This is a genomic window from Pseudomonas paraeruginosa PA7 (genome assembly GCF_000017205.1).
Classification (GTDB): domain Bacteria; phylum Pseudomonadota; class Gammaproteobacteria; order Pseudomonadales; family Pseudomonadaceae; genus Pseudomonas; species Pseudomonas paraeruginosa.
On sequence record NC_009656.1, the window covers coordinates 5,593,650 to 5,609,053 of the forward strand.

Consider the following 15,404-nt stretch of genomic DNA (forward strand, 5'->3'; position numbering starts at 1 on the left):
GCATGGCGGACAGGTGAAAGCCGCCCTCCGGATCGGGGATAATCCCGGCAAACGGAGCGCCCATGATCCACCTGTGTCCCTCTTCCCTGCTCGCCGAAGGCACCAGCCGCGGCTTCCGCGTCGATGAACGCCGCCTCTTCGCGGTGCGCCGCGACGGCCGCGCCTACGTCTACCTGAACCGCTGCCCGCACCGCGGCATCCCGCTGGAGTGGCAGCCCGACGCCTTCCTCGACGACAGCGCCAGCCTGATCCGCTGCGCCAGCCACGGCGCACTGTTCCTCGTCGAGTCGGGGGAATGCGTCGCCGGGCCCTGCGCCGGGGAGCGGCTGCGCGCCCTGCCCTGTCGGGAAGACGCCGAGGGACTCTGGGTGGAGCTGGACGACTGACCCAACCCGGGTTGGGCGGCAGGCCGCGCGCCAACGACTAGGCTGTGCGGCACAACGACAAGAAGAGGAAGGAACGCGCCATGCGCCGATTCAGCCTGCGCCTCGCCCTGCCGCTCCTGTTCGGCCTGCTGCTCTACGCCTGCCGCAGCGATCCGGACCCTGTACGCCTGGCCCCAGGAATAGCGGCGACGGATTACCGGACCTTCTTCATCCAGGCGGTACGCGCCGAGGGCCACCGCATCGACTTCGAGGAGCGCTTCGATACAGCCGTGCGCCGAGCCCTGGAGGCCAAGGGCTATCGCTACCAGGCGGAACACGGCGACCTGCGGGTGATCTATGCCCTCGGCCTGCGGCGCCAGCCGGGCCTGGAACTGCGCCCGGTGATAACTCGGGATGGCGTCTTCACCCAGACCCAGTTGACCGAAGACAGCGAGGCCAGGCTGGCCCTGCGCATCCTCGACGAGCGCGACGGCCGGATCCTCCTGGAAAGCGTGCTCGGCCGCCGACTGCACGATCCGGCGCTGACCCAGGAAGCCTTCGACAGCGGCGTGGCGCAACTGCTGAAGGATTTCCCGGCACGCCAGCGCTGAGCCTCAGAGCCCGTCGAAGTCGTCCTCGCGACGCTCGGCGCGCTCGACGGGCGTCGCTGCGGGCAGCGCAGCCGGCTGCCGCTGCAGCCACCACAGGGCGGCGATGCCGAGCAGCGCCATCGCGCCGCGGAACGCTAGGCCGAACAGGTTGGCGTCGGCGGCCATCCCGCCTTCGATCCAGGCGATCAGCAGGCGCGACAGGGTCAGGATGGATTGCAGCAGCACCACCAGGATCAGCGCCGGCTGCACCAGCGATGCCCGGCGCAGGGCGAACAGCAGGAACAGCGCCAGGGCGAACTGATGGCCGCCGTAGAATACCCGCGCATCGCTGACCGCCGAATCCTCCATCAGCAGCATGCCGCTGAGGTTGGCCATTTCGTAGGGGCGCACCCAGTACAGCACTCCCAGGGCGCCCCAGACCAGCGCCTGAACCAGCAAAACCAAACGGGCGAAGAGCATCCCCTTTCTCCTCGGGCCTGTTGCCCCTGCAATCAGTTCGACACCGGCGGCGCGCGCCCCGGCAACCTCAAGGACAGCAGACCTGAAGCGCGCCGGCGAGTTCGCTGCGACGATTCGTCCCTGCCCGACGGCAGCCCGGCACGCCGGGCCGCGGGACGCTTCGTCACAAGTGGATACAGCTCGCCGGCTGGGTGGCGCCGTGCGCCGGGGGTATGCTCGCGGCATTCGCTCGCCGCAAGGAGACTCTCATGCGCCGCTTCGCCCCCCTGGCCGTCCTGGCCGCCACCCTGCTCCACGGTTCCCTGGCCCAGGCCGCCGAACCACTGGCCATCGACGTGCATCGTGACGCCAATTGCGGCTGTTGCAAGGACTGGATCAGGCACCTCGAAGCCAACGGCTTCAAGGTCAACGACCATGTGGAAGCGGACATGAGCGCGGTCAAGACCCGGCTCGGCGTACCCCATGGCATGGGCTCGTGCCATACCGGGGTGATCGATGGCAAGTTCGTCGAAGGACACGTCCCGGCCAGCGATATCCTCAAGCTGCGCGCGCGCGCCGACCTGATCGGCGCCGCGGTGCCCGGCATGCCGGTCGGCTCACCGGGCATGGAAATGGGCGACCGCCAGGATGCCTACCAAGTCGTCGGCCTGAGCAGGAGCGGCCAGGCCTCGGTGCTGGCGGAGTACCCCGGACGCTGAGCGGGCTTCGCAACGCAGCAACGAAAACGCCGTTTCCCCTGGAGGAAACGGCGTTTTTCTTTCCGCTTCGGCGTGAAGGTCACTCCGCCGCGCTATCGGCCTTCTTCGACGGCGCCAGCAGCCCATCGGCGCGGAACATCGCCTTGATCCCGCGCACCGCCTGGCGCAGGCGGTCGCGGTTTTCGATCAGGGCGAAGCGCACATGGTCGTCACCGTAGTCGCCGAAGCCGATACCCGGCGACACCGAGACCTTGGCATCCTGCAACAGCTTCTTGGCGAACTCCAGCGAGCCCAGGTGTGCATAAGGCTCGGGAATCTTCGCCCAGACATACATCGAGGCCTTCGGGTTCACCACCATCCAGCCGGCCTCGCGCAGCCCCTTCACCAGTACGTCGCGGCGCTGCTGGTACTGCTGGGCGATATCGCGGACGCACTGCTGGTCGCCTTCCAGCGCGGCGATGGCCGCCACCTGCAGGGGCGTGAAGGTGCCGTAGTCGTGGTAGCTCTTGATCCGCGCCAGGGCCGAGACCAGCTCGGGATTGCCGACCATGAAGCCGATCCGCCAGCCGGCCATGTTGTAGCTCTTCGACAGGGTGAAGAACTCCACGGCGATGTCCTTGGCGCCCGGCACCTGCATGATCGACGGCGCTTTCCAGCCGTCGTAGACGATGTCGGCATAGGCCAGGTCATGCACCACCATCACGTCGTACTGCTTGGCCAGCGCCACCACGCGCTCGAAGAAGTCCAGCTCGACGCACTGCGCGGTGGGGTTGGAAGGGAAGCCGAGGATCATCATGCGCGGCTTGGGAATCGATTCGCGGATCGCCCGTTCCAGCTCGTTGAAGAAGTCGATGCCCGGCACCAGCGGCACCGAGCGCACCTGGGCGCCGGCGATCACCGCACCATAGATGTGGATCGGATAGCTCGGGTTGGGCACGAGGATGGTGTCGCCGTGGTCGAGGGTCGCCAGCATCAGGTGCGCCAGCCCCTCCTTGGAGCCGATGGTGACGATGGCTTCGCTCTCCGGGTCGATCTGCACGTCGTAGCGGTCGCGGTACCAGTGCGAGATGGCCCGGCGCAGGCGCGGGATGCCGCGCGAGGTGGAATAGCCGTGGGTGTCTTCGCGCTGGGCGACGGTGCAGAGCTTCTCGACGATATGCGGCGGGGTCGGCCCGTCGGGATTGCCCATGCTCAGGTCGATGATGTCCTCGCCACGGCGACGAGCGGCCATCTTCAGTTCGGCGGTGATATTGAAAACGTAGGGGGGAAGGCGGTCGATGCGCGCGAAACGGCGCGCAGGGCGTGATTCAGCCATGCTGTCCTCGGAGTAACGTAAGCGCCCGGAACCGTCCGAGCGACGCCGGCCGCTGTGACGGCCTGGAAAGCGCCAGCCAGGCGCTTTCTTGTCGGCGAACATAAAGGCCGATAGGCTGCTTGTCGAGTCCCCCCCGCGCTTTTCATTCCATTTCACAGGAAAAGGCCCATGTCCCGACGCTACTGGCACCTCGATGTGTTCGCCGAGCGTCCGCTCACCGGCAACGGCCTGGCCGTATTCGACGACGCCAGCGCCCTCGATGACGCCGCCATGCAGGCCTGGACCCGCGAGCTGCGCCAGTTCGAGTCGATCTTCCTGTTGCCGGGCGACGACCCGCAGGTCTTCGGCGCGCGAATCTTCACCCTGGAGGAAGAACTGCCGTTCGCCGGCCACCCGCTGCTCGGCGCTGCGGCCCTGCTCCATCATCTGCGCGGCGACGCCGGCGAACAGCGCTGGACGCTGCACCTGGCCAGCAAGTCGGTGGCCCTGCGCAGCGTGCGGGCGGGCAGCGGTTTCTACGCCGAGATGGACCAGGGCCGCGCCGAATTCGGCGCCACCCCGGACGCCGGGACCTGCCGCTGGTTCGCCGAAGCCTTCTCGCTATCGGCCAACGACCTGTCCGGGCATCCGCCGCGGGTGGTCAGTACCGGCCTGCCCTACCTGCTCCTGCCGGTGACCGCCGAGGCGCTGGGTCGTGCCCGCCAGGTCAACGATTTGCAAGAGGCGCTGGATAAACTCGGCGCGGCGTTTGTCTATCTGCTCGACGTCGACGGGCGCGAGGGCCGGACCTGGGACAGCCTGGGGCTGGTGGAAGACGTGGCTACCGGCAGCGCTGCCGGTCCGGTCGCCGCCTACCTGGTGGAACACGGGCTGGCCGCGCGCGGCGAACCTTTCGTCCTGCGCCAGGGGCGCTATCTCGGCCGCCCCAGCCGGCTCGACGTGGAGGTCGCGACGGACGGCAGCGTCAGGGTCGGCGGCCACGTCCAACTGCTCGCCCGCGCCGAGCTGCTGGTTCCGGCCTGACGGCCGGAGTGGCGCAGGCGGCGGACGGCGACAACACTGAAGAAGCGAAACGTACAGGAGAACCGCCATGCTCTGGCGCAAAGGACGACGCAGTGACAACGTGATTGATGCCCGGGGCGAAGGAGGCGCAGGCGGCGGGGGCGGCATGCGCATCGGCGGCAAGGGCCTGAGCCTGGGTGGGGTGGCCATCGTGGTGGTGGTCGGCCTGCTGATGGGGCAGGACCCGATGCAAATCCTCGGTTCGCTGCTCGGCCAGATGGACACCCAGGCCCCCGCCACCCAGCAGCAGGCCGGCGGTCGGGCCCCGGCGGCCAACGACGAGCAGAGCGAGTTCGTCCGCGCGATCCTCGGCGACACCGAGGACACCTGGGAACAGATCTTCGCCAGCGGCCAGGCCCAGTACCAGCAGCCCAAGCTGGTGCTGTTCAGCAATGGGGTGAATTCCGCCTGCGGCTTCGCCTCCTCGGCCACCGGGCCGTTCTATTGCCCGGCCGACCGCCGGGTCTACCTCGACCTGGAGTTCTTCCGCGAGATGGAGCAGCGCTTCTCCGCCGCCGGCGACTTCGCCCAGGCCTATGTGATCGCCCATGAGGTCGGCCACCACGTACAGAACCTGATGGGCATCTCGGCCAAGATCAGCGCCGCCCGCCAGCGCGGCGCGCGCATGGAAGGCGCCAACGGCCTGTCGGTGCGCCAGGAACTGCAGGCGGACTGCTTCGCCGGGGTCTGGGCCAATCGCGCCCAGCAGCGCCTGAACTGGCTGGAGCCGGGCGACATGGAGGAAGCCCTGAACGCCGCCAACGCCATCGGCGACGACCGCCTGCAGCGCCAGGGTCGTGGCATGGTGGTGCCGGACTCCTTCACCCACGGCTCCTCGGCGCAACGCATGCGCTGGTTCAAGACCGGTTTCGAGAGCGGCTCGCCGGCCAGCTGCGACACCTTCAAGGCGCAGACCCTCTGAGTCGACGCCGGCCGGGATTCACCGCCCCGGCTGGTTTCTCAGCGCGTTCAACTGGTCGGCCAGCTCGCCGGCCTCGTACGCCGAGCCCAGCCCGCCGAGATAGACCTTGCCGTTGCGGATCGGCTCGCGCACCCGCGGCGCCAGGCGCAGGCGCCCGTCCACCAGCACCGCCAGCGCGCGCCCCTGGGCCTCCTCGGTCAGCGCGGCCAGGCGACGGGCAGCCTGTTCGGTGAAGGTGACCTCGACACCGGGGCGGCCGTTCTGGTCGTAGAGGACTTCGGCGCGCAACACATCGGCCTGGGTCAGGCTCGGCTTGACCGCCACCAGCAACGCCTTGCCCTGAGGGTCGGCCAGGGTGCGGAACGCCGCGGAAGGCTTGCTGGCGGTGGCGTAGACCCCGAAGCTGTGCTGTGGGATCGGCAACGGATCGCTGGCGCAGGCGGCCAGCAGCAGCACCAGGCCCAGCGGAAGGAATGCGAGTGTCGAGCGTTTCATGATGAGTACTGCAGGGAGCCGGAGCGGGGCGTCCGCCCGGACGCCGCCACCCATGATAACGCCGCCCGCGTCGGCCGGGCGAGCGGGCAGCTGCGCGAAGCGACGATTGTCTAGACTGGCGGAAATTCACCCGTCTTCCGCGAACTGGTATGATGCGCGCCTTTTCGAGCCGTATGAACCCCACGCAGGCCGCCGCGAGGCCCCTGGCGTGCGTGGGTCGTTTCATGCGGCTCGCGCATTTTCGGGACTCAGCCGTCTGCCGGGATCGCTCGCGATACCACGCCGACGAGACAGCGATGCATCGCCCGCCACGCGGAAATTTCGGTTTTCCCTGGCCGGCGGCCGGCTCCCGGGCCTCCGGCAGCGGCCACGCGTCATGGGGATCGTTGCAGAGCACATTCAGGGGAAACCAACATGCTGGAAAAGCTGTTCCAACTCAAGGCGCACAACACCACGGTGCGCACCGAGATCCTGGCGGGGATCACCACCTTCCTGACCATAGCCTACATCCTCTTCGTCAACCCGAGCATCCTCGGCGAGACAGGCATGGACAAGGGCGCGGTGTTCGTCGCCACCTGCCTGGCGGCGGCGATCGGCTCGACCATCATGGGCCTGATCGCCAACTACCCGATCGCCCTGGCGCCCGGCATGGGCCTGAACGCCTTCTTCACCTACACCGTGGTGCTGCACATGGGCCACAGTTGGCAGGTCGCGCTGGGCGCGGTGTTCATCTCCGCCACCATGTTCTTCCTGCTGTCGATCTTCCGCATCCGCGAATGGATCATCAACAGCATCCCGCTGCCACTGCGCTCGGCGATCGCCGCCGGGATCGGCCTGTTCCTCGCGCTGATCGCCCTGCAGAACGCCGGCATCGTGGTGGACAACCCGGCGACCCTGATCGGCATGGGTGACCTGACCAAGCCGGCGCCGATCCTCGCCACCCTCGGCTTCATCCTGATCGTCGCCCTGGAGGCCCGCAGCGTCACCGGCGCGGTGCTGATCGGCATCCTGGTGGTCACCGCCATCGCCATCCTGCTCGGCGTGACCCAGTTCGGCGGCGTGGTGTCGATGCCGCCGTCGCTGGCACCGACCTTCCTCCAGCTGGATATCAAGGGCGCGCTGGATATCGGCCTGGTCAGCGTGATCTTCGCCTTCCTCTTCGTCGACCTGTTCGACAACTCCGGCACCCTGATCGGCGTCGCCAAGCGCGCCGGGCTGATGGGCAAGGACGGCCACATGCCGAAGATGGGCCGCGCGCTGATCGCCGACAGCACCGCGGCGATGGGCGGTTCGCTGCTAGGCACCTCGACCACCACCAGCTACATCGAGTCCGCCGCGGGTGTCAGTGCCGGCGGCCGCACCGGCCTGACCGCCATCGTGGTCGCCATCCTCTTCCTCCTGGCGCTGTTCTTCGCCCCGCTGGCCGGCAGCGTCCCGGCCTTCGCCACCGCACCGGCGCTGCTCTTCGTCGCCGTACTGATGGCCTCCGGCCTGGCCGAGATCGACTGGGAAGACATCACCGTCGCCGCCCCGGTGGTGGTCACCGCGCTGGCCATGCCGTTCACCTACTCGATCGCCACCGGCATCGCCTTCGGCTTCATCTCCTGGACCGCTATCAAGGTGCTTTCCGGACGCTGGCGCGAGCTGAATCCGGCGCTGGTGATCCTCTCCATCCTCTTCGTGATCAAGCTGGGCTTCTTCAACGCATGAGCCGTCCGCAGTTCGACCCCGCCGCCTACGCCGCGCAACTGGAAGACAAGAAGGCCCGCCTCGCCGGGTTGCTGGCGCCGTTCGCGGCGCCCGCGCCGGAAGTCTTCGAGTCGCCGCGCGAGCACTACCGCCTGCGCGCCGAATTCCGCCTGTGGCGGGAGACCGGCAACGAGAACCGCCACTACGCGATGTTCGAACAGGGCGACAAGCACACCCCGATCCTGATCGAGGACTTCCCCATCGCCAGCCGCCGCATCAACGAGCTGATGCCGCGCCTGAAGGACGCCTGGGCCGAGCCGGCGCTGGGCTTCAAGCTGTTCCAGGTGGAGTTCCTTACCACCCTGGCCGGCGACGCCCTGATCACCCTTTGCTACCACCGGCCGATCGACGCCGCCTGGCAGCAGGCGGCAGAAGCGCTCGCCGCGGAACTGGGCGTGAGTCTGGTCGGCCGTTCGCGCGGCAAGCGCATCGTCGTCGGCCGCGACTACGTGGAAGAGGAACTGCTGGTCGCCGGCCGGCGCTTCCGCTACCGCCAGCCCGAAGGCGCCTTCACCCAGCCCAACGGCGAAGTGAACCAGAAGATGCTCGGCTGGGCCTACGAGGCGCTCGGCGAGCGCGAAGACGACCTGCTCGAACTGTACTGCGGCAACGGCAACTTCACCCTGCCGCTGGCCACCCGGGTGCGCAAGGTGCTGGCCACCGAGATCAGCAAGTCGTCGGTCAACGCGGCGCTGGCCAACCTGGCCGACAACGCGGTGGACAACGTCAGCCTGGTGCGCCTGTCCGCCGAGGAGCTGACCCAGGCGCTGAACGAGGTCCGCCCGTTCCGCCGCCTGGCCGACATCGACCTGAAGAGCTACGCCTTCGGCAGCGTGTTCGTCGACCCGCCGCGCGCCGGCATGGACCCGGACACCTGCGAGCTGACCCGGCGCTTCGAACGCATCCTGTACATCTCGTGCAACCCGGAAACCCTGGCGCAGAACATCGCCCAGCTGCACGACACGCACCGGATCAGCCGCTGCGCGCTGTTCGACCAGTTCCCCTACACCCACCACATGGAAAGCGGCGTCCTCCTCGAACGCCGCTGAGCGAACTGGCCGCGCCTCAGAGCCGCACCGGGAGGCGCCGCGCCAGGCGCAATCCTTCCGTAGTCACCTCGGCGCCATAGGCCAGCACCTCGACGCCCGCTTGCGCCGCCTCGCGCAGGGCCTTGCCGTAGGCCGGATCGATCTCGTCGGCGGGGCGCACCGCCTCGATCCCGGACAGGTTCACGCAGTACAGCTGCACCGCGCGGACACCGTCCCGCGCCAGCGCCGCCAGTTCGCGCAGGTGCTTGGCGCCACGCAGGGTGACGGCGTCGGGGAAGGCCGCCACGGCGGTTTCGTCGAAGCCCAGGGTGACGCTCTTCACCTCGATGAACAACGCGCCGGCGGGATACTCCAGGCGAAAGTCGGCACGGCTGTTCTCCACCCCGTACGCCACTTCCCGGCGCAGGCTGGCGAAGCCGGCGAGTTCGGGGATGTCGCCGGCCAGCAGCGCTTCCTCCACCAGGCGGTTGGCCCGCGCCGTGTTGACGCAGGCCAGGCGGCCCTGCGGGGTCTCGCTAAGCTCCCAGGTCCCTGGCAGCTTGCGCCTGGGATCGTCGGAGCGGCTGAACCAGACCCGGCAGCCCTCGCTCATGCAATTGAGCATCGAGCCGGTGTTCGGACAGTGGATGGTCAGGCGCTCGCCGCCGGCGCTCTCGATATCGGCGAGGAAACGCTTGTAGCGGCGCAGCAGGCGCCCCTCCTCCAGCGGCGGATCGAAACGCATCAGGGCCGCCAGCCCTTCAGCCCGCGGGCGATCCGCTCCACCGCTTCCTGCAGGCGCGGCAGGCTCTGGGTATAGGCGAAGCGCACGTGGTGGCCGGCCTGGTGGCGGCCGAAGTCCAGTCCCGGGGTGAAGGCGACATGCTCGGTCTCGATGAAGTGCTTGCAGAAAGCGTAGGCATCGCCGCCGAACGCGCTGATATCGGCATAGAGATAGAAGGCGCCTTCCGGCTCCACGGCGATCCCGAAACCCAGCTCGCGCAGGGCCGGCAGGAGGAAGTCGCGACGGCGGGCGAACTCGTGGCGGCGCTCCTCGAGGATGGCGATGGTGCCCGGCTCGAAGCAGGCCAGCGCGGCCTGCTGGGCCATGCTCGGCGCGCTGATGTAGAGGTTCTGCGCCAGCTTCTCCAGTTCCGGCAGCGCCGCCGGCGGCGCCACCAGCCAGCCCAGGCGCCAGCCGGTCATGCCGAAATACTTGGAAAAACTATTCAGGACGAAGGCCTCGTCGTCGACTTCCAGCACCGAGGCGGCATCCACGCCGTAGGTCAGGCCGTGGTAGATCTCGTCCACCACCAGGTGCCCGCCGCGCCCCTTCAGGGCGGCCGAGAGGCCGGCCAGTTCGTCGCGGCCGAGCAGGGTTCCGGTGGGATTCGCCGGCGAGGCCACCAGAGCGCCTACACTGTCTGAGTCCCAGTGCCGCTCGATGAGCGCCGGGGTCAGTTGGTAACGGCTGTCCGGCCCCACCGGCACCAGTTGCGCGGCGCCTTCGACCAGGCGCAGGAAGTGCCGGTTGCAGGGGTAGCCCGGATCGGCCAGCAGCCAGTGCCGGCCCGGGTCGACCAGCAGGCTGCTGGCCAGCAGGAGGGCGCCGGAGCCGCCCGGGGTGACCAGCACGCGCTGCGGATCGAGATCGACCCCGTAGCGCTCGCCGTAGTATCTCGCGATCGCCTCGCGCAGCGCCGGCAGGCCGCGCGCGGCGGTGTAGCGGGTATGCCCGGCGGCCAGGGCGGCGCGCCCGGCCTCGATGATCGGCTCGGCGGTGGTGAAGTCCGGCTCGCCGATTTCCAGGTGGATCACGTCGTGGCCGGCGGCCTGCAGCTCGTTGGCACGGGCCAGCAGGGCCATGACGTGGAAAGGCTCGATGGCCCGACTGCGTGCGCTATAGGAGGTAGCCATGGATATTCCGAACTTTGCGGGGAAAAACCGATTCTAACCAAGCCATTACGCGGGTGACACCAGCCTCGACAACCGGGAGTAGCGCCAAGGTTGTCGTTCTGGTAAGTTCGCCCGCTTGCGACCGCGGGGCCGGAGAGCCGGCGAGGGAACCCTGCCGCGGACAGGATTAGCGAAAGTGAGAGGCGGCCATTCATGTCCACCAAAGCAAAACAACAGAGCAGCCAGCAGATGACCCGCGGCTTCGAGCCCTACCAGGAAACCAAGGGCGAGGAGTACATGAGCGAGCGCATGCGCGCGCACTTCACCGCGATCCTGAACAAATGGAAGCAGGAGCTGATGGAAGAGGTCGACCGTACCGTGCATCACATGCAGGACGAAGCGGCCAACTTCCCCGATCCGGCCGACCGCGCCAGCCAGGAAGAAGAGTTCAGCCTGGAACTGCGCGCCCGCGACCGCGAGCGCAAGCTGATCAAGAAGATCGACGAGACCCTGCAGCTGATCGAAGACGAAGAATACGGCTGGTGCGACTCCTGCGGCGTCGAGATCGGCATCCGTCGCCTGGAGGCCCGCCCCACCGCGACCCTCTGCATCGACTGCAAGACCCTCGCGGAAATCCGCGAGAAGCAACTCGGCTCCTGAGCCGGACCGACGGGGCGCCAAGGCGCCCCGTTTCGTTTCCGTCGTTCCCCGCCGCACCGCCCGCGCCATGACCTCTTCCTACGTAGGCCGCTTCGCCCCGACGCCCAGCGGCTACCTGCACTTCGGCTCCCTGGTGGCGGCCGTCGCCTCCTACCTGGACGCCCGCGCCGTCGGCGGCCGCTGGCTGGTGCGCATGGAAGACCTCGACCCGCCACGGGAGGTCCCCGGCGCCCAGCGGGCGATCCTGGAGACCCTGGAGCGCTACGGCTTCGAGTGGGATGGCGCGGTGGAACGCCAGAGCGAACGCTTCCCGGCCTACGCCTCGGTGATCGAACAACTGCTGCGCAGCGGACTGGCCTACGCCTGCACCTGCTCGCGCAAGCAACTGGAAGACTTCGCCGGTATCTACCCGGGCTTCTGCCGCGACGCCGGGCACGCCCGCGACGACGCGGCGATCCGCCTGCGCGTGCCTGAGCTGGAATATCGCTTCGTCGATCGCGTGCAGGGCGAAGTCTGCCAGCATCTCGGCCGCGAGGTCGGCGATTTCGTCATCCAGCGCCGCGACGGCCTCTACGCCTACCAACTGGCGGTGGTGCTGGACGACGCCTGGCAGGGCATCACCGACATCGTCCGCGGCGCCGATCTGCTCGACTCGACCCCGCGCCAGCTCTATCTCCAGGAACTGCTGGGGCTGAGCCAGCCGCGCTACCTGCACGTGCCGCTGATCGTCCAGCCGGACGGGCACAAGCTGGGCAAGTCCTACCGCTCCCCGCCGCTGCCCGCCGAACAGGCCGCCGTGCCGCTGACCCGCGCCCTCCGCGCGCTCGGCCAGCGGCCGCCGGCCGAACTGGCCGAAGGCAGCGCCGGCGAGGCACTGGCCTGGGGCGTCGCGCATTGGGACGCCACACGCATCCCGCGCCGCGCCACCCTCCCCGAGGAAAGCCTGTAGCCCGCCCGGCGGCTTGCCGGCACCCACCCGCAGCCTGTAGCCTGCCGGCCCAAGCATGAGGGAAGCGGCATGTACATCTACCGACTGGTCCTGCTCCTGGTCGTGGGCATCTATCTCTTTTCCCCCGCCATCATGGACTGGTGGATCGACCCCAACGGCGCCTGGTACCGCCCGTACCTGCTGTGGCTGATCCTCATCGTGGTCACTTTCATCCTGCAGAGCCAGCGCGATGCTGACGAGCTTTAGCCTCACCCAGCTGATCCTGATCAGCGTCGCCTATCTCTTCACCCTGTTCGGCATCGCCTGGATCGCCGAGCGCGGCTACGTGCCGCGCCGGCTGGTGCGCCACCCGCTGGTCTACACCCTGTCGCTGGGGGTCTATGCCAGCGCCTGGGCCTTCTACGGCACGGTCGGCCTGGCCTACCAGTACGGCTACGGCTTCCTGGCCATCTACCTGGGGATCTCCGGGGCCTTCCTGCTCGCCCCGGTGTTGCTATACCCGATCCTGCGGGTGACCCGCGCCTACCAGTTGTCCTCGCTGGCCGACCTGTTCGCCTTCCGCTTCCGCAGCACCTGGGCCGGTGCCCTGACCACCCTGTTCATGCTGATCGGCGTGCTGCCGATGCTGGCCCTGCAGATCCAGGCGGTCGCCGACTCGATCAGCATCCTCACCCGAGACCCGGCCCAGGAGCGGGTCGCGTTCGTCTTCTGCACCCTGATCACCCTGTTCGCGATCCTCTTCGGCGCCCGCCACATCGCCACCCGCGAGCGCCACGAGGGGCTGGTGTTCGCCATCGCCTTCGAATCGCTGGTCAAGCTGGTGATGCTCGGCAGCATCGGCCTCTACGCCCTGTACGGGGTCTTCGGCGGGCCGGAAGGCCTGGAAATCTGGCTGTTGCAGAACCAGACCGCGCTGACCACCCTGCACACCCCCCTGGCCGAGGGGCCGTGGCGGACGTTGCTGCTGGTGTTCTTCGCCGCGGCCATCGTGATGCCGCACATGTATCACATGATCTTCACCGAGAACCTCAACCCGCGGGCGCTGATCTCCGCCAGTTGGGGCCTGCCACTGTTCCTCCTGCTGATGAGCCTGGCCGTGCCGCCGATCCTCTGGGCCGGCCTGCGCCTCGGCGCCTCGACCACCCCGGAGTACTACACCATCGGCCTCGGCCTGGCGGTGGACAGCCCGGCCCTGGCCCTGGCCGCCTTCGTCGGCGGGATCTCCGCCGCCAGCGGGCTGACCATCGTGATGACCCTGGCGCTATCGGGCATGGTCCTCAACCACCTGGTGCTGCCGCTCTACCAGCCACCGGCGCAGGGCAACATCTACCGCTGGCTGAAGTGGACCCGGCGCCTGCTGATCGTCGCCATCATCATGGCCAGCTATGCCTTCTACCTGCTGCTGGGCGCCGAGCAGGACCTGTCCAACCTCGGCATAGTGTCCTTCGTCGCCACCCTGCAGTTCCTCCCCGGCGCCCTCTCGGTGCTGTACTGGCCGACCGCCAACCGCCGCGGCTTCATCGCCGGGCTGATCGCCGGGATGCTGGTCTGGGCGATCACCATGCTGCTGCCGCTGATGGGCAACGTGCAGGGCCTGTACCTGCCGCTGTTCGACATGATCTACGTGCTGGACGACTCCAACTGGCACCTGGCGGCGCTGTCCTCGCTGGCGGCCAACGTCCTGGTCTTCACCCTGGTCTCGCTGTTCACCGAAGCCAGCGACGAAGAGAAAGGCGCGGCCGAGGCCTGCGCGGTGGACAATGTGCGCCGTCCGCAGCGCCGCGAGCTGTTCGCCGGCTCGCCGCAGGAGTTCGCCAGCCAGCTGGCCAAGCCGCTGGGCGCGAAGACCGCGCAGAAGGAAGTCGAGCAGGCCCTGCGCGACCTCCACCTGCCCTTCGACGAACGCCGCCCCTACGCCCTGCGCCGCCTGCGCGACCGCATCGAGGCCAACCTGTCCGGGCTGATGGGGCCGAGCGTGGCCCAGGACATCGTGGAAACCTTCCTGCCCTACAAGACCAGCGAGGAAAGCTACGTCACCGAGGACATCCACTTCATCGAGAGCCGCCTGGAGGATTACCACTCGCGGTTGACCGGTCTCGCCGCCGAACTCGACACCCTCCGCCGCTACCACCGGCAGACCCTGCAGGACCTGCCGATGGGCGTCTGCTCGCTGGCCAAGGACCAGGAAGTGCTGATGTGGAACCGCGCCATCGAGGAACTCACCGGGGTCGGCGCGCAGAAGGTCGTCGGCTCGCGCCTGTCGGCCCTGCCGGAACCCTGGAAGGGCCTGCTGGAACGCTTCATCGACGCTCCCGACGAGCATCTGCACAAGCAGCGCCTGGTCTACGACGGCCACACCCGCTGGCTGAACCTGCACAAGGCGGCGATCGAGGAGCCCCTGGCGCCGGGCAACAGCGGCCTGGTGCTGCTGGTCGAGGACCTCACCGAAACCCAGTTGCTGGAAGACAAGCTGGTCCACTCCGAGCGCCTGGCATCCATTGGCCGCCTGGCCGCCGGCGTCGCCCACGAGATCGGCAACCCGATCACCGGCATCGCCTGCCTGGCGCAGAATCTACGCGAGGAGCGCGAGGGCGACGGCGAACTGACCGAAATCAGCGAACAGATCCTCGACCAGACCAAGCGCGTCTCGAGGATCGTCCAGTCGCTGATGAGCTTCGCCCATTCCGGCAGTCACCTGCAGGCCCTGGAGCCGGTATGCCTGAGCGAGGTCGCCCAGGAGGCCATCGGCCTGCTGTCGCTGAACCGGCGCAGCGTCGAGGTGCAGTTCTTCAACCTGTGCGATCCGGCGCACTGGGTCGAGGGCGACTCTCAGCGCCTGGCCCAGGTGCTCATCAATCTGCTCTCCAACGCCCGCGACGCCAGTCCGCCGGGCGGGGCGATCCGGGTCCGCAGCGAAGCCTCCGAACACACCGTGGACCTGATCGTCGAGGACGAAGGCAGCGGCATCCCGAAAGCGATCATGGACCAGCTGTTCGAGCCGTTCTTCACCACCAAGGACCCCGGCAAGGGCACCGGGCTCGGCCTCGCACTGGTCTATTCGATCGTGGAAGAGCATTATGGACAGATAACCATCGAGAGCCCGACGGATCACTCGCGAGAAGGCGGCACCCGCTTCCGCGTGACCCTGCCGCGGCACCCTGGCCCGACGGCCGAGCTGTAGACGAGCACGTCGAG

General features: G+C 68.3%; 16 protein-coding genes. 11 read left to right on the top strand and 5 right to left on the bottom strand.

From position 1 onward, the window contains the following. Positions 1-38: 38 nt before the first annotated feature. Positions 39-386, top strand: a complete 348-nt coding sequence (locus PSPA7_RS25895; protein ID WP_074197265.1) for a Rieske (2Fe-2S) protein — start codon at positions 39-41, stop codon at positions 384-386. Between the two features lie 80 nt (positions 387-466). After that, the gene (locus tag PSPA7_RS25900) at positions 467-976 is read left to right on the top strand and encodes a DUF4136 domain-containing protein (RefSeq protein ID WP_033998111.1); all 510 of its coding nucleotides are present in this window, start codon (positions 467-469) and stop codon (positions 974-976) included. Between the two features lie 3 nt (positions 977-979). Here the strand turns inward: PSPA7_RS25900 and PSPA7_RS25905 are convergent, their stop codons facing one another. Then, positions 980-1,435: a DUF4345 family protein gene (locus tag PSPA7_RS25905; protein WP_012077467.1), complete on the bottom strand. Its 456-nt coding sequence runs from the start codon at positions 1,433-1,435 to the stop codon at positions 980-982. 248 nt (positions 1,436-1,683) lie between these two features. Here PSPA7_RS25905 and PSPA7_RS25910 point away from each other — a divergent pair, with 248 nt between their 5' ends. Further along, entirely contained in the window at positions 1,684-2,133 is a 450-nt protein-coding gene (locus tag PSPA7_RS25910; RefSeq protein WP_012077468.1) for a DUF411 domain-containing protein, read from the top strand. A 79-nt stretch (positions 2,134-2,212) separates the two neighbouring features. Here the strand turns inward: PSPA7_RS25910 and alaC are convergent, their stop codons facing one another. Then, positions 2,213-3,448, bottom strand: a complete 1,236-nt coding sequence (alaC, locus tag PSPA7_RS25915; protein WP_012077469.1) for an alanine transaminase — start codon at positions 3,446-3,448, stop codon at positions 2,213-2,215. 168 nt (positions 3,449-3,616) lie between these two features. Between alaC and PSPA7_RS25920 the strand changes: the two genes are divergently transcribed. Continuing rightward, positions 3,617-4,471, top strand: coding sequence for a PhzF family protein (locus tag PSPA7_RS25920; protein ID WP_012077470.1), 855 nt, complete (start codon positions 3,617-3,619; stop codon positions 4,469-4,471). Positions 4,472-4,538: 67 nt separating this feature from the next. Beyond that, positions 4,539-5,432, top strand: coding sequence for a KPN_02809 family neutral zinc metallopeptidase (gene ypfJ, locus PSPA7_RS25925; protein WP_012077471.1), 894 nt, complete (start codon positions 4,539-4,541; stop codon positions 5,430-5,432). A gap of 18 nt (positions 5,433-5,450) precedes the next feature. Here ypfJ and PSPA7_RS25930 read toward each other — a convergent pair whose 3' ends face one another. Beyond that, positions 5,451-5,927, bottom strand: coding sequence for a SecDF P1 head subdomain-containing protein (locus PSPA7_RS25930; RefSeq protein ID WP_012077472.1), 477 nt, complete (start codon positions 5,925-5,927; stop codon positions 5,451-5,453). Between the two features lie 414 nt (positions 5,928-6,341). Between PSPA7_RS25930 and PSPA7_RS25935 the strand changes: the two genes are divergently transcribed. Both PSPA7_RS25935 and trmA read left to right on the top strand, forming a co-directional pair. Continuing rightward, positions 6,342-7,637: an NCS2 family permease gene (locus PSPA7_RS25935; protein ID WP_012077473.1), complete on the top strand. Its 1,296-nt coding sequence runs from the start codon at positions 6,342-6,344 to the stop codon at positions 7,635-7,637. Then, positions 7,634-8,725: a tRNA (uridine(54)-C5)-methyltransferase TrmA gene (gene trmA / locus PSPA7_RS25940; RefSeq protein ID WP_012077474.1), complete on the top strand. Its 1,092-nt coding sequence runs from the start codon at positions 7,634-7,636 to the stop codon at positions 8,723-8,725. Before PSPA7_RS25935 ends, trmA begins: the two co-directional genes overlap by 4 nt. 16 nt (positions 8,726-8,741) lie before the next feature. Here trmA and sfsA read toward each other — a convergent pair whose 3' ends face one another. Together sfsA and PSPA7_RS25950 are read right to left on the bottom strand one after the other, a co-directional pair. Continuing rightward, entirely contained in the window at positions 8,742-9,449 is a 708-nt protein-coding gene (sfsA, locus tag PSPA7_RS25945; protein WP_012077475.1) for a DNA/RNA nuclease SfsA, read from the bottom strand. Next, positions 9,449-10,621 carry a pyridoxal phosphate-dependent aminotransferase gene (locus tag PSPA7_RS25950; protein ID WP_012077476.1) on the bottom strand — a complete coding sequence of 391 codons (1,173 nt, stop codon included), beginning with the start codon at positions 10,619-10,621 and terminating at the stop codon, positions 9,449-9,451. Before PSPA7_RS25950 ends, sfsA begins: the two co-directional genes overlap by 1 nt. Before the next feature lie 192 nt (positions 10,622-10,813). On the opposite strand from PSPA7_RS25950, the gene dksA reads away from it, so the two are divergent. From dksA to cbrA, 4 genes are all read left to right on the top strand, one after another. Further along, complete coding sequence (gene dksA / locus PSPA7_RS25955) at positions 10,814-11,260, top strand: RNA polymerase-binding protein DksA (RefSeq protein ID WP_003095122.1); 447 nt, start codon at positions 10,814-10,816, stop codon at positions 11,258-11,260. A 67-nt stretch (positions 11,261-11,327) separates the two neighbouring features. Further along, positions 11,328-12,209, top strand: coding sequence for a tRNA glutamyl-Q(34) synthetase GluQRS (gene gluQRS, locus PSPA7_RS25960; protein WP_012077477.1), 882 nt, complete (start codon positions 11,328-11,330; stop codon positions 12,207-12,209). A gap of 69 nt (positions 12,210-12,278) precedes the next feature. Further along, positions 12,279-12,455, top strand: a complete 177-nt coding sequence (locus tag PSPA7_RS25965; RefSeq protein WP_003095129.1) for a hypothetical protein — start codon at positions 12,279-12,281, stop codon at positions 12,453-12,455. Beyond that, positions 12,439-15,390 (top strand): two-component system sensor histidine kinase CbrA, encoded by a 2,952-nt coding sequence (gene cbrA, locus PSPA7_RS25970; protein ID WP_012077478.1) that lies wholly within the window; start codon positions 12,439-12,441, stop codon positions 15,388-15,390. Before PSPA7_RS25965 ends, cbrA begins: the two co-directional genes overlap by 17 nt. Positions 15,391-15,404: the final 14 nt, after the last annotated feature.

Bases quoted from the DNA above. Each gene is read 5' to 3' on its own strand.
- sfsA (WP_012077475.1), bottom strand. From the start codon at position 9,449: ATGCGTTTCGATCCGCCGCTGGAGGAGGGGCGCCTGCTGCGCCGCTAC.
- cbrA (WP_012077478.1), top strand. From the start codon at position 12,439: ATGCTGACGAGCTTTAGCCTCACCCAGCTGATCCTGATCAGCGTCGCC.
- trmA (WP_012077474.1), top strand. From the start codon at position 7,634: ATGAGCCGTCCGCAGTTCGACCCCGCCGCCTACGCCGCGCAACTGGAA.
- PSPA7_RS25920 (WP_012077470.1), top strand. From the start codon at position 3,617: ATGTCCCGACGCTACTGGCACCTCGATGTGTTCGCCGAGCGTCCGCTC.
- PSPA7_RS25965 (WP_003095129.1), top strand. From the start codon at position 12,279: ATGTACATCTACCGACTGGTCCTGCTCCTGGTCGTGGGCATCTATCTC.
- PSPA7_RS25930 (WP_012077472.1), bottom strand. From the start codon at position 5,927: ATGAAACGCTCGACACTCGCATTCCTTCCGCTGGGCCTGGTGCTGCTG.
- alaC (WP_012077469.1), bottom strand. From the start codon at position 3,448: ATGGCTGAATCACGCCCTGCGCGCCGTTTCGCGCGCATCGACCGCCTT.
- PSPA7_RS25950 (WP_012077476.1), bottom strand. From the start codon at position 10,621: ATGGCTACCTCCTATAGCGCACGCAGTCGGGCCATCGAGCCTTTCCAC.
- dksA (WP_003095122.1), top strand. From the start codon at position 10,814: ATGTCCACCAAAGCAAAACAACAGAGCAGCCAGCAGATGACCCGCGGC.
- PSPA7_RS25905 (WP_012077467.1), bottom strand. From the start codon at position 1,435: ATGCTCTTCGCCCGTTTGGTTTTGCTGGTTCAGGCGCTGGTCTGGGGC.
- ypfJ (WP_012077471.1), top strand. From the start codon at position 4,539: ATGCTCTGGCGCAAAGGACGACGCAGTGACAACGTGATTGATGCCCGG.
- PSPA7_RS25935 (WP_012077473.1), top strand. From the start codon at position 6,342: ATGCTGGAAAAGCTGTTCCAACTCAAGGCGCACAACACCACGGTGCGC.
- gluQRS (WP_012077477.1), top strand. From the start codon at position 11,328: ATGACCTCTTCCTACGTAGGCCGCTTCGCCCCGACGCCCAGCGGCTAC.
- PSPA7_RS25910 (WP_012077468.1), top strand. From the start codon at position 1,684: ATGCGCCGCTTCGCCCCCCTGGCCGTCCTGGCCGCCACCCTGCTCCAC.
- PSPA7_RS25900 (WP_033998111.1), top strand. From the start codon at position 467: ATGCGCCGATTCAGCCTGCGCCTCGCCCTGCCGCTCCTGTTCGGCCTG.